Raw genomic sequence first — 13,432 nt, forward strand, 5'->3', positions numbered from 1 at the left:
TTTAAATAAGTATTGTACCTTACTAGGAAACAGTATGAAATGTTAATAATTGAAGGGTGGTAATCCTATGAGAAAACCTTTAGAGGGCATTAAAGTTTTAGAATTAGGTAACTTTGTAGCAGCTCCATTTGCTGGGAAGATTTTTGGTGAATTTGGTGCTGAAGTGATCAAGGTTGAGGACCCTAATAAAGGGGATTCTTTACGAAATTGGCGAGTGATGCATAACGGAACGTCCCTGTGGTGGTACGTGCATGCAAGAAATAAAAAATCTATAACTCTTAACCTTCGTGAAGAAGACGGGCAGGAGATGGTTCGGGAGTTAGCAAAAGATGCGGATGTAATTATTGAAAATTTCCGTCCAGGGACGTTGGAAAAATGGGGAATTGGCTATGAAGATATTAAGAAAATAAATCCAAGTATCATTATGACAAGGATTTCTGGTTATGGTCAAACAGGACCTTACCGAAATAAAGTAGGGTTTGGCAGCGTTGCCGAATCAATGGGTGGTCTCCGATACCTGACAGGATTTCCTGATCGCCCCCCAGTTCGAGTTGGTTTAGCAGTTGGAGATTCCATAGCAGGTTTATATGCAGTGAATGGTACGTTAATGGCATTAAGAGCGAGGGATAACGATCCATTAAAAAGAGGACAATATGTGGATGTTGCTCTAACTGAAGCGGTATTTTCTTTGCTGGAAGGCGTTCTGCCAGAATACGATTTAAAAGGAATAATAAAAGAAAGAACAGGTGCTACCTTGGAAGGAATCGCTCCTTCAAATACCTATATATGTGCAGATGGAAAATATATCGTCATTGCGGCAAATAGCGATAGTATTTTCAAAAGATTTGCGCATGCGATAGGACGACCAGAATTTGCGGAAAATCCGACTTATTTAACCAATAATGGCAGAGCTGAAAATGCGGAATATCTAGATCAAGTAATTGAAGAGTGGACTAGGAAACACTCACAAAAAGAGGTGCAAAAAATATTAGATGAGGCTGGTGTGCCGGTTGGGCCTATTTATAATATTGAAGATATTGTAAGGGATGAACACTATCAAGCACGTGATATGCTTCATACGGTCACTTTGCCGGATGGTGAACAGGTACTAGTTCCAGGAATTGTACCAAAACTATCTGAAACGCCAGGCAGCATTGAATGGATTGGTCCCGAACTAGGACAACATAACGACGAAGTCCTTGGGGGAAAAAAATTGAATCAGCAAAAATAGTGTACTTTATTATTGCTAGATAAATCTTAAAATTTCATGCCTGTCTGTCGGCCTACAAAGGTAGAAAGGGAATGAAAATCTTAAAGCTATAAGGGGTTATAATGCTCTTATTCTGACTTGAGAAAAAAAGAGATTGTTACAGTAAATTTACAGGTGATTTTTGAAAGCGGTACCAATAACGAACCTTGGGGAGGAAGTTTATGTTATCTATTTTAGGATTTGCAATGATTTGTACCTTCTTATTTTTGATTATGTCAAAACGTATATCTCCGTTTATTGGCCTAACAATTGTACCTATCATTTTTGGTTTAATCGGAGGATTTGGGCCAGAATTAGGAACATTGATAATGGAAGGTATTCAAAATGTTGCGCCTACCGCTATTCTTTTGTTATTTGCCATTTTGTATTTTGGAGTCATGGTAGATACAGGGTTATTTGATCCCTTAACCTCAAAGATTATACAGTTAGCTAAAGGAGATCCACTAAAGATTATCGTAGGAACTGCTGTGTTAGCGGGAATAATAGGATTTGATGGTGATGGATCCACGACGATGATGATTGTTGTAACAGCTTTCCTTCCTCTATATAAAAAAATGGGGATCAGTCCTATCATATTGGCCTCCATTACAATCATGCAAATTGGTATCACAACACTTGTTCCTTGGGGAGGACCTGCTGGCCGCGTAGCGAGTGTGTTAAATCTTAATCCAACGGAATTATATCTTCAAATGTTGCCAGGAATGCTTGTAAGTTTGCTGTATGTTATTGCCGTTGCTTATTTTATCGGTTTGAAAGAACGAGCTAGATACAAAAAGATAAATACAGAATCTTTATCATTGCCTGAAGCCAGAATAATAGATGCTGCAATTGAAAGCGCTACAATAGAAAATATCTCACCAAAAAACACAAACATTAAGCGTCCTAAATTAATTTGGATCAATTTCCTTGTATCAATCGTTATTATGATAGCCATTGTACTAGAATGGTTACCTGCTGCCGTACTCTTTATCATTGGAACCGCTCTAGGACTGCTCATTAATTATCCAGTCTTAAATGATCAACGAGATCGAGTCGCTGCTCATGCACCCAATGCAATAGCAGTGGTTACCATGGTTTTTGCTGCTGGGATTTTCTCAGGGATTTTCAAAGGTACTCCAATCTCTGAATCTATGGCACAATCGATTGTTTCCATTATCCCTACAGACCTTGGTCCATATATGGCGTTAATTACTGCGGTAGTTAGTGCACCTGCCATCTTCTTGATTGGTCCTGATGGATTTTACTTTGGGATTCTGCCAGTCCTGGCTGAAACTGCTTCTACTTACGGCATTGATACTTTATCAATTGGAACAGCTGCATTATACGGAACTCCTTTTGGTATTATGGGTCCACTCGTAGCATCTGTTTATTTATTGATTCACATAACTGGAATCAGCCTAGGTGACCTTCATAAATATGCAGCAAAATGGTCTTTAGGGATTTTTCTAATTTATATCATTGTAGGAGTGATATTAGGGACAATCTCTTTCTAAATGAATTCTAAACAAAATCATTGGAGAGAAGGAAGACAAATTCCATAGGTGGCTGTTAATAGTTAGGTGGAGACATATTAGGAAACAAACTGTGGCAGTTGTATGCAGAGGCCAGATTTAAGATTCTTATTATATTAATAGTGTTTAAGAAAGGTTTCGAATAGTGGTTACTTTGGTTTTATTCTGGAATAATCAACATATTTTAAAAGGAGGAATGAAGAATGATTCATAAATATAAAGGACACTACCCCAATGTACATCCAAGCGCATATATAGCCCCAGGAGCACAGTTAATTGGAAACATAGAACTTAAGGAAGATACGTCCGTTTGGTTCAATGCCGTTTTAAGAGGAGATAATGAGAAAATAACGATAGGAAAAGGATCAAATATTCAAGACGGTACAATAGTTCACGTGGATCCAGGTTTTCCAATTAAAGTCGGTGAAAATGTTACTGTCGGGCATAACGTGGTTCTACATGGCTGTACTGTAGAAGATGGGGCGTTAATTGGTATGGGTGCAACAATTTTAAATGGAGCAGTAATCGGAGAAGGCTCTCTAATCGCTGCGGGAGCACTAGTTCCGGAAGGAAAGATAATTGAACCGGCTGTTTTAGTAGCCGGAGTTCCCGCTAAGGTCATCAGAAAGCTTACACCAGAAAACATAGAGCGGGCAAAAGAGGGAGCATCCCAGTATATCAAAAATGGCGCTCTATATAAGCAAGAGAACATAAGCGAAAAAGAGGAATCATTTAGATAATTTGCATGCACTTGTACGTAAAAAGTGAGAAGGCAGACTGTCCGTAAGATTGGACGAGTCTGCTTAATCATTATTAAAACGGTAGAAAGACTTGGATAAAAAAAACAAAAATCCTTTCTGTATATTTATTTGTAGAGCCTTTTGAATAGGCATTGCAGGAAACATATGCCCTTCATACCTACTTCAAAGTGTGATCAAAGTGCCAGTCAGTTGTAATTGGTTCCCGGTTTAGAATATGAGCGCATCTCCATTGTGACGATAAATTTTTTTCTAATATATATAATAATTAATAGATATAATGGAGGTAGGTTATGTACAGAAATAAATTGTCTGAGAAAAACATAAAACAATTATTTAAGGCTATCCTTTCATTACAGACCCAAGAAGAGTGTATGGCTTTTTTTGATGATTTGTGCACAATGAATGAAATAAAAGCTTTTACCCAAAGACTAGAAGTTGCTAGAATGCTTCAGGATGGCTTTACATACGAAGGTATTGAGGCAGAAACTGGTGCCGCATCAGCTACTATATCAAGAGTAAATAAACTATTGAATTATGGGAGTAATGGTGGTTATCAGATGTCGTTAGATCGCATGGATAATACAAAAATTGTAAGAGTTTCGGCAGTTGGGGACTGATATTTTGGGTCTAGGTCATTCTTTAATTTTTTCTGAAAAAATATCAATATAATATAGAAGAAACTCGTCAATAAATAGCTTTGCGATTTCTTTTAAAACATACAACACTTGGGATTGTAATATACAGTCTCTTTTTTTGTTTGAAAAAGTGTCATAACTTAATAGATAGGGTAACGCTTGTCCAAACACTTGCATAATATATAAATAAGGCGTGAGGAAGCACCTGACGTCACCTTAGACTGACTATAGTCAGTCTTTTTTACGGAAGAAAACTTACCCAAAACTTAAAAGAATAGATAACATTTTCAAATATTATAAAAACAAGGAATTCTTCCACATGAATCCAATCGATTCCCGGTATGTAATTGGATATGTATCGGTTGGTCGAAATAATTCGGCTTGTTTAAAAATCGAAAGAGTATGTGGATATATAGAATTGTTGGTTTATTAGATGTTTAGTAGAGTACAATATTATTTTACTGAAAAATTGAGCCACCTAAAATTCTGAATATTCAAAAGATATTGTTGACATTTATAATGATGGCTTGTAATATTTCATTAAAGGAATATATAAGGATATATTCCGAATGTTACCAACTTCATTATGTAAAAATATAAGAGGAGGAACAGAAAATGACTTAAAGAGGGCGTTGAAATGAAGAGAATTTGTAGGTTTGTCACCGAAAACTTCAGGATGCATTCCCCATTGTGTATAGTCCTTAGTGCTCGTAATCGAAGATAACCTTTATAAGTCCGAAAGACACACTTACAGAATATAAGGAGTTAAGTAGAGATGACATTGCTAGTACCGTGAAATGAAAAATCGGCTGAAATTTAACCAATAGTAAAAGGAAGGTGAAACTATGGCGGATAATTACACCAAGCAGGATCCATCTACACAGGACAAACTCCAAAACACGTTAAAGAACCGGCACGTAACAATGATAGCACTCGGTGGCATCATCGGAGCAGGGCTCTTCGTTGGAAGCGGTGCGGTCATCAATTCAACAGGGCCGGCGGCTGTTATTAGTTATACTTTGTCAGGAATTCTCATGCTTTTAATCATGCGCATGATAGGTGAAATGGCAGTGGCACAACCATCTGCCGGTTCAATTTCCGAATATGCACGGTCGGGATTAGGGAATTGGGCTGGATTTAGTGTTGGCTGGCTCTATTGGTATATGTGGGTGATCGTGGCTGCAATTGAGGCTGTAGCTGGTGCTGGAATACTTGTGAATTATTTTCCGGATATTCCACCTTGGATATTGTGCTTGGTATTATTAGTGGTGCTTACTTTGACCAACCTTTACTCGGTGCGTTCATTCGCTGAAACTGAGTTTTGGTTCGCATCTATTAAGATATTCGCGATAACCTTCTTCATTGTCTTTGGAGCTATATATACTCTTGGACTATGGCCTGGTGAATCACCCGGTCTCTCGAACCTGTATACAGCAGGCGGCTTCTTTCCAAATGGGATCGTTGCAGCTCTAGTGGGAAGCGTTACTGTACTTTTCTCGATGGGAGGGGCAGAAATTGCCACCATTGCAGCTGCAGAGTCCGATCAGCCTGCAAAATATGCGGCTAAAGCTACCAATCAAGTCATGTATCGAATCTTATTCTTTTATATCTTCTCTGTCTTCTTCATCGTTGCAATCGTGCCATGGAATTTCGAGTTTGCTGGCATTGCTATTCAAAGCCCGTTTGCGATTGCACTAGAACGATTAGGTATCCCTTTCGCTTCTTCGCTAATGCAAGTAGTCGTTCTTACCGCAGTACTCAGTTCCCTTAATTCTTGTCTCTACATTACGTCTAGAAGTTTGTTTACCTTAACCAGACTGGGAGACGCACCAAAATTTCTTATCAAACTTAATAAAAGGGGCGTTCCGGTTAGGGCAATACTGGCAGGGACGGTTTTCGGATACGTAGGCGTTGTTTTAAACTACTTTTTTCCACAGACAGTTTTTTTATTTTTAATCAATTCCGCAGGAGCAATTAGCCTTTTCTACTATTTGGTGCTCGCTTTCGCTCAAATCCGTCTGCGACGAAGGTTAGAACAGGAAGCACCCGAGAAATTAAAGTTGAAAATGTGGTTATTTCCCTATCTGTCTTATGTAGCCATTATCTGGATGTTCGTAGTGCTTATAGCAATGGCATGGATTCCTGGTACACGTTCGCAACTTCTTCTCAGTTTAGCGAGTTTCGGTGTGATTCTTGCAGCCTATTTAGTACGGTCTTGGTACAGTAAACGGAAAAATGGGGAGGTCACTGAAGAGAGTGAGGACTATGTCGATGCTACTGTAGGTGAGTGGAAAAATTAACTTCAATCATATAAGAATTAGTAGCATGAATGTATTATAGATTAGAAAAGCGAAATGTGGTTTCGGAAATATTTTCTCCAAGAATAATAAATCTTGGGAGGACATTATTTAACTAGGTAATAAAATAATGAACTGGAGGTATTAGATGTTATGACAGGACTGGGAGAAGTTAAAAATTCAGAGATTAAGAGATTTAGAAAGTTCAAAACAGATCAGTATTATCCTTCAACGTTGGGAAAGCCGGAGCATCATATTGTAAACGAGTTTAGCATGGCCGTAAGGGCAGGAAATAGAATCTTTTTAAGAGGGCAAACTGGTTTTGATTTAGACGGTAATTTTCATGGGATTGGAGATGTCGTGAAACAAGCGGATCAGGCATGCAAGTGCGTTAGGCAGCTTATTGAAGAAGCGGGCGGTTCAGTCAATGATATTTGTAAGATTACCGTGTACTTGCTTAATCGGGAAGATCGAAGTAAAGTTTATCCCGTAATAGCCGAACATTTTAAAGATGTTTATCCTTGCAGTACCGGCTTGATCGTAAGTGGTTTTGCAATGCCGGAAATGCTGATGGAGATAGATGTTGAAGTTATGATTAGTGAAGGAAGCAATGAAATTTAATAGGTTAACGCTATCTATGAACGAAATCAATCAAAACGCAAATCCTTGAAACGTAAGGATTTGCGTTTTTTATATTTCGTAATGGATGTAACCTTTAGGGGGAGGGGACAATACTAGAGAGAAATACTATAAAAGTGTGTGAATTTCTTGTTATGAAAAGGCAGGAGAACAAGAGAGAGAAAATATTAGAATCCGCAAAAGAACTTGAGTAAGCCCTACAAAAAGCAACTACCCCTCAAACCTTATTTTTCGGATTATTTCACTTTAGTTATGTTTAGTAGGCATACGAAAATAAAAATTCTTTTATCTGGAGGCATAGGAGCCGGGGTGTTTTAACCCCCTCTTTTTGCAATCGGTATATTAATAGGAAGAAATACGTCATTATTTGCGCAAACAGGTGTATATGCGGTTAAAAAGTTTCTTAGCAAGGTAATTAAGATAGAAATTTATCCTTATTGGAAAAAATAACTTCATTGTTAAATTATTGTTATTGAATTATAATTTTCTAGAAACATATGAAATGTTATGAATAGGAGAAAAGTATGAAAAAACTGTGGACCATTTTACTTTCATTTACGTTGTTAATTAGCTTATTCCCGCAATTAGCATTGGCAGCACCAAGCAAAAATTTTGACCAAGAACTCACAAAGTATTTAAAAGAGGTAAGCCTTGTCAGGGGTTTTGAAGTGACGAAGGATGATATTGAAACGTCTCTTTCTTATTACGATGAGAGTATTGAAAACTTTGAATCTATTGGTGATCTTAAAGATGCCTTAGGCGAAGTTATTAAAGCAGATTTAAGTAATTTAGATGCCATTTATGAAGATTATAATCTAACTAATGAGAGCCTAATTAAACTATTGCATGAAAATGGCGAAGAACTAAACGATTATATCTTTATCTGGGACCTCGATGAAGCTGTTTATTTCTATGCAGAAGAGGGCGATTTTGAACGCGATCCAAACTTTGACAAAGAATTTGTCAATTATTTAGCCAAGGTTAGCAAAATAAGAGGATTTGAAGTAACAAAAGAAGATATCGAAGCGTCATTGGAACTCTATGATTTTAGCACGGAAGAATTCGAATCTGTCGATGAGCTTAGCGAATTCTTAGGTGACGTCATAAAGGCAGACCTAAGCAATTTAGATTATTTTAATGAGAATTATGGATTGGATAAACAAGCGTCGCTTCAATTATTGGAAGAAAATGGTGAAGATATTAACGATTATATATACATAGATAATCTTGAAGAAACTGTTTGGAACCTTACTGGTGGGGGGATGGATGGTGAAGTTGTCGAAGATCTCCTTCCTATTTTCGAGGAAGATCTCGGTTTAACGGAAGAGGAACTACAGAGGCTTGAAGACCACTTAATGTCTTTGGAAGAGCATCTTTCCAATCCGGAAACAGTCAAGCGACTTGAAGAATTGGGCAACCGCATGATGGCTTTCGAGGAATTTGATGTAGCAACCGAGCTTACAGCTGAACAGATAGCTGAAATGGCATCAATCTATGAAGAATTACTTTCCATCTTTAAGCTTAATGTATCCTATTCACTTGTGAAAAGTGGCTCGGAATCACCTGTATCACTTTTGGATCTAATGAAATTGGAAGAACTGAAGGGTGCTAACCTGAAAATATCAATATACTCTACTGATGGGAAGTTCTTGGCTGATCTTTTAATAACGGGTGAAATGGTCGATTCTGATACTCTTACCAATGCAGGCGGGCAAATAAAGGAATCTGCTAAAGAGGTGCAAAAGACCATTGAAAAGGCACCGGTTGCTAAACCAGTAAAACAAAAGATCAGCACTCATACTAAATCGGAACATCAAACTGTAAAAGGGGCTAAACTGCCAAATACCGCTTCCGATTATATCCCTAATGCCCTTTTAGGACTATGCATTGTCTTGTTAGGAAGCTTGATGTATCGAAAAATTAGGAAAGCTTAATATGAAACAATTAAAGAAAAGGCGGTTGCTTCTGCTTTCTTGTACAATTGCCATAATTTTATTTGGGGTTTGGTTTTCCACATCCAACATGTATAAGTTTGCAAAAGGCTACTTTCTTTACAAGACTCATACTCCAAGTAGCCAAGTGAATGAAACTGTACAGAAACCACCCAGTAGTGAGCCAATAAGTAAAAAAACAACAAAGAAAGAGCTATATCCTGTCCGTCCTAAAACTGGTGAAGAAATCGGGCAACTGTATATACCCAAACTAAAAGCCAAACTCCCTATTTTCCATGGCACAAACGAGGATGAATTGGAAAAAGGCGTTGGTCACTTTGCAGGAAGTGTACTACCAGGGGAAAATGACAATTCCGTTCTTTCCGGTCATAGAGATACGGTATTCCGTAAACTGGGGCAAGTTGGCGAAGGAGATTTGTTGATTGTAAGAACATCGGCAGGCGAGTTCACATACAAAGTCAACAAAGTTCGAATTGTGGATGAGGATGATCGAACCGTAATCGTACCAAAGCCACGGGCAACGCTAACCGTCAGTACCTGTTATCCCTTTGATTATATCGGGGCGGCACCTGAACGCTATATACTTGTCGCTTATTTGTCTTCAAAAAAAGTAAGTTAATAATAAGCAACTTTTTATGTTCAAAAAAAAGAGTCCAGATAAGGTAAACCTTATCTGGACTCTTTTAATTTCCATTTATTATATTGTTAAGCTATCCTTATTGCTCAAAGTGCTCGATGTAGCGGATTTTAATATTTTATGATGGTAAATATAAGAGCCGGCTATCAATATATATCCGATAATGAAAAGCAGCCATCCACTGGCAGGGTCGCCCACTGATATGCTTGAATACATAGCACCCGTCAAATCAAATACAAAACCTGCATAAGCCCATTCCTTAATTCTCGGAAAACCTGGAATGAGTATTGCCACGACACCTAATAATTTGGCTATTCCAATAAAGGGTAGGAGGTAGGTAGGATAACCTAAATGATTAAATAAAGCGACTGCATCGGGAACAGACATTATATCTGGAATAGAACCCAAAACCATTAGTGCCAGCAAAAGCCCTGTGAAAATCCAATATATAATTTTTACTTTTTTCATATTCTCATTCCCTCCCTTAGATTGACATTTTAATCATATTCCACTTTCCTTTTTTTAATGCACTCTATATTATTGAACTTCAACAGTCGCAGCGCGATTCTTTAATAAGAATCGCGCCACGAATGTAGGCAAACTCGAAGAAAAGCAAGTTTGCCTGCGGTTTTTTCTTAAAAAATATTCAGATGATTTCAGAAATCCGCTCCCTTTCCAATGCCAAAAGCAGTGGTGGTACTTCTTATTTATCTGGAAGAAATTATATTCCCTCTTAGGTTTTAGACGGATATAGAGAACGGAGAAACTATGTCTTGAGCCAAACGATTTACAACAAATTGTCTTGCCTTAGAACCTAACTCATTTAATACAATGATCCTTTCATAGAAATAGGGACGAAAACAAACAAGAGAGGTCTTACTCTAGGTAGAGAATGTCCTCTCTTGTTACCTTAGGAAAGATATTCAGACATCTATCATCAATACTCTGATATAAATTAGCTTGTAGAAACATTTAAAAAATGTTCGATCACAATTGAAACAGCTCCTAATGCAGGTGCATTTCTTCCTAATGAAGAGGGCAATAGTTCACACGTACTTTCTAAATGAGAATATACCCTAGAAGAAACCTCATTCTTAATGGTATTTAACACAATCGGGTGAGATTCGATAATGTTATTCCTCAGAATAATAGCCTGTGCGTCAAATGTATTGAGAATATTAGTTAAGCCAATACTGACGTAGAAGCCAAAGTTCTGGAGTGCATTTAAGACTGCTACATCATTTTTATTTGCACGTTCAACAATTTCTTTTCGTAACATGTTCTTTTCGTCTTTAGAAAAAGAATCCAGTAATGCTTTTTCTGAAGCATATAATTCCCAGCAGCCTCGGTTCCCACAGCTGCATTTGGGACCGTTAAAATCTATCGTCATATGACCCATTTCTCCTGAAAAGCCATTTACTCCTTTGTATAATTCATTATTAATAATAATCCCGACTCCAATTCCCACGTTAATACTAATGTAAATGATGTTTTCATAGTTTTTAGTAACCCCAAATACTTTTTCACCGCATGCGCCTGCATTAGCCTCATTTTCAACAAAAACAGGTACATTGAACTCGCTTTCAATTATGAGTTGCAAATCTTCAATATACCATTCTAAGTTAGGCATAAAAAAAATTTTTTGATTGCTATCCACAAAACCTGGTACACAAATACCTATTCCCACCAAACCGTAAGGAGAGTCGGGCATATGAATTATAAAATCATGAATAAGTGCAAACAGAATTTCTTTCACTTCACCAGCAGAAGGACTAGACAAGTCAGAAGCCTTCTCAAGGATAACGTTGCCTTCTAAATCGGTTAGAATTCCATTAAGGTAATCAACACCTATATCGATGCCTATTGAATAGCCTGCATTTTTATTAAAAACAAGCATCACAGGTCTTCTGCCACCTCTAGATTGTCCGGCTCCAATTTCAAATATAAAATCTTTTTCAAGTAATGTATTTACTTGGGAAGAAACAGTAGATTTATTTAACCCTGTAATCTCAGAAAGGGTTGCTCTTGAGATTGGAGAGTTTTTTAAAATTTCATTTAATATCAACTTTTGATTCATTTTCTTTACTAAAGCTTGATCTGCTATCGGAATGATAATCGCTCCTTTGTTTTACCATTGAACTAAGTGTTTTTTTGTTTTTAACTAAAATCTAGTATAGAAATAGTATATTTCATATTATAACTAAATTTTCTAAAAAACACATTGAAATAAATATTTATTTTGTATATTATGAAATAAAGTTAGTTTATTGGTGCAACAAACTTTCTCGATTGGTATTTTAAAAATATTAATTAGGGAAGTTTTTCACTTTAATTAAAGGGGGAAGTAACACATGATTCAAACTGATACTAATAAAATTAATTATTTTGAAAGCGCAAACAAAGTCTCTTATGAGGGAAAAGATTCTAAAAATCCTTATGCTTTTAAATACTACAACCCAGAAGAAGTAGTAGGCGGTAAAACAATGAAGGAACAACTACGTTTCTCAGTTGCTTACTGGCATACATTTACAGCTGATGGGACAGATCCTTTTGGTGCAGCTACGATGCAAAGATCATGGAATAAATATGATGGAATGGACTTAGCAAAAGCTAGAGTAGAGGCAGCTTTTCAACTTTTTGAAAAATTAGATGTTCCTTTCTTTGCGTTTCATGACCGAGACATCGCACCTGAAGGGATCACATTAAAAGAAACAAATAAAAATCTTGATGTAATCGTTAGCATGATTCAAGAGTATATGAAAACAAGTAACGTAAAGTTATTGTGGAACACAGCTAATATGTTTACAAATTCTCGCTTCGTTCACGGTGCAGCTACTTCTTGTAATGCAGATGTATTTGCTTATGCAGCAGCTCAAGTAAAGAAAGGGCTCGAAACGGCAAAAGAATTAGGAGCAGAAAACTATGTGTTCTGGGGCGGCCGTGAAGGTTATGAAACACTGCTCAATACAAATTTAAAGTTAGAGTTAGATAACTTGGCTAGATTTATGCATATGGCTGTAGATTATGCTAAGGAAATTGGATATACAGGTCTATTCTTAATTGAGCCAAAACCAAAGGAACCTACAACGCATCAGTATGATACCGATGCAGCTACGACCATTTCGTTCCTAAGACAATACGGGTTGGATAAACATTTTAAACTAAACCTTGAAGCTAACCATGCTACTCTAGCTGGGCATACGTTTGAACATGAATTACGCGTAGCCAGAGTTCAGGGCTTCTTAGGATCAGTGGATGCAAACCAAGGTGATCCTCTTTTAGGATGGGATACCGATGAGTTCCCAACAGATTTATATTCTACAACTTTAGCAATGTATGAGATCCTGCAAAATGGAGGATTAGGTAGTGGGGGATTAAATTTTGATGCTAAAGTGCGCAGAGGTTCCTTTGAACAAGAAGATTTAGTATATGCTCATGTGGCAGGGATGGATGCGTTCGCAAGAGGTTTAAAAGTGGCTCATAAATTATTAGAAGATCGTGTTTTTGAAAACATCATTGATGAACGCTATAGCAGTTTCAAAGAAGGAATTGGTCTTGAGATTGTTGAAGGAAGAGCAAACTTCCATACACTAGAGCAGTATGCATTACAAAATACAAACATTACGAATAAGTCAGGAAGACAGGAACGATTAAAAGCCATCTTAAATCAATATATTTTAGAAGTTTAATGGATAAAAGAGAGTAGAAACAATTTCTGCTCTCTTTTATA

The 13,432-nt window shown here is 37.2% G+C and carries 11 protein-coding genes; 9 read left to right on the forward strand and 2 right to left on the reverse strand.

Annotated elements, in window-relative coordinates; all coding sequences use genetic code 11:
* Nucleotides 1-67 precede the first annotated feature (67 nt).
* The 8 genes from MKY17_RS09585 to MKY17_RS09620 all read left to right on the forward strand — a co-directional run bounded on the left by MKY17_RS09585 (nt 68) and on the right by MKY17_RS09620 (nt 9,684).
* Nucleotides 68-1,231: a CoA transferase gene (locus tag MKY17_RS09585; protein WP_098372782.1), complete on the forward strand. Its 1,164-nt coding sequence runs from the start codon at nt 68-70 to the stop codon at nt 1,229-1,231.
* Between the two features lie 200 nt (nt 1,232-1,431).
* Entirely contained in the window at nt 1,432-2,763 is a 1,332-nt protein-coding gene (locus MKY17_RS09590) for a citrate:proton symporter (RefSeq protein WP_098372783.1), read from the forward strand.
* A 221-nt stretch (nt 2,764-2,984) separates the two neighbouring features.
* The gene (locus MKY17_RS09595; protein WP_098372784.1) at nt 2,985-3,521 is read left to right on the forward strand and encodes a gamma carbonic anhydrase family protein; all 537 of its coding nucleotides are present in this window, start codon (nt 2,985-2,987) and stop codon (nt 3,519-3,521) included.
* Between the two features lie 311 nt (nt 3,522-3,832).
* Nucleotides 3,833-4,159: a YerC/YecD family TrpR-related protein gene (locus MKY17_RS09600; protein ID WP_098372785.1), complete on the forward strand. Its 327-nt coding sequence runs from the start codon at nt 3,833-3,835 to the stop codon at nt 4,157-4,159.
* A gap of 863 nt (nt 4,160-5,022) precedes the next feature.
* On the forward strand, nt 5,023-6,477 hold the full coding sequence (locus tag MKY17_RS09605; RefSeq protein WP_098372787.1) for an amino acid permease: 1,455 nt from the start codon (nt 5,023-5,025) through the stop codon (nt 6,475-6,477).
* A gap of 150 nt (nt 6,478-6,627) precedes the next feature.
* Nucleotides 6,628-7,095 (forward strand): Rid family hydrolase, encoded by a 468-nt coding sequence (locus MKY17_RS09610; RefSeq protein WP_098372788.1) that lies wholly within the window; start codon nt 6,628-6,630, stop codon nt 7,093-7,095.
* Nucleotides 7,096-7,637: 542 nt separating this feature from the next.
* On the forward strand, nt 7,638-9,047 hold the full coding sequence (locus tag MKY17_RS09615; protein ID WP_098372789.1) for a processed acidic surface protein: 1,410 nt from the start codon (nt 7,638-7,640) through the stop codon (nt 9,045-9,047).
* Between the two features lies 1 nt (nt 9,048).
* Nucleotides 9,049-9,684, forward strand: coding sequence for a class D sortase (locus MKY17_RS09620; protein WP_098372790.1), 636 nt, complete (start codon nt 9,049-9,051; stop codon nt 9,682-9,684).
* Nucleotides 9,685-9,762: 78 nt separating this feature from the next.
* Here the strand turns inward: MKY17_RS09620 and MKY17_RS09625 are convergent, their stop codons facing one another.
* Entirely contained in the window at nt 9,763-10,170 is a 408-nt protein-coding gene (locus MKY17_RS09625; protein WP_098372791.1) for a DoxX family protein, read from the reverse strand.
* A 487-nt stretch (nt 10,171-10,657) separates the two neighbouring features.
* The gene (locus MKY17_RS09630) at nt 10,658-11,812 is read right to left on the reverse strand and encodes a xylose repressor (RefSeq protein WP_286177186.1); all 1,155 of its coding nucleotides are present in this window, start codon (nt 11,810-11,812) and stop codon (nt 10,658-10,660) included.
* Nucleotides 11,813-12,053: 241 nt separating this feature from the next.
* Between MKY17_RS09630 and xylA the strand changes: the two genes are divergently transcribed.
* A complete protein-coding gene (gene xylA, locus MKY17_RS09635; RefSeq protein ID WP_098372793.1) occupies nt 12,054-13,391 on the forward strand; it encodes a xylose isomerase in 1,338 nt (445 codons plus the stop codon).
* Nucleotides 13,392-13,432 lie beyond the last annotated feature (41 nt).

It is taken from the genome of Peribacillus sp. FSL P2-0133 (assembly GCF_037975445.1).
In the GTDB taxonomy this organism is placed as follows: Bacteria; Bacillota; Bacilli; order Bacillales; family DSM-1321; genus Peribacillus; species Peribacillus simplex_E.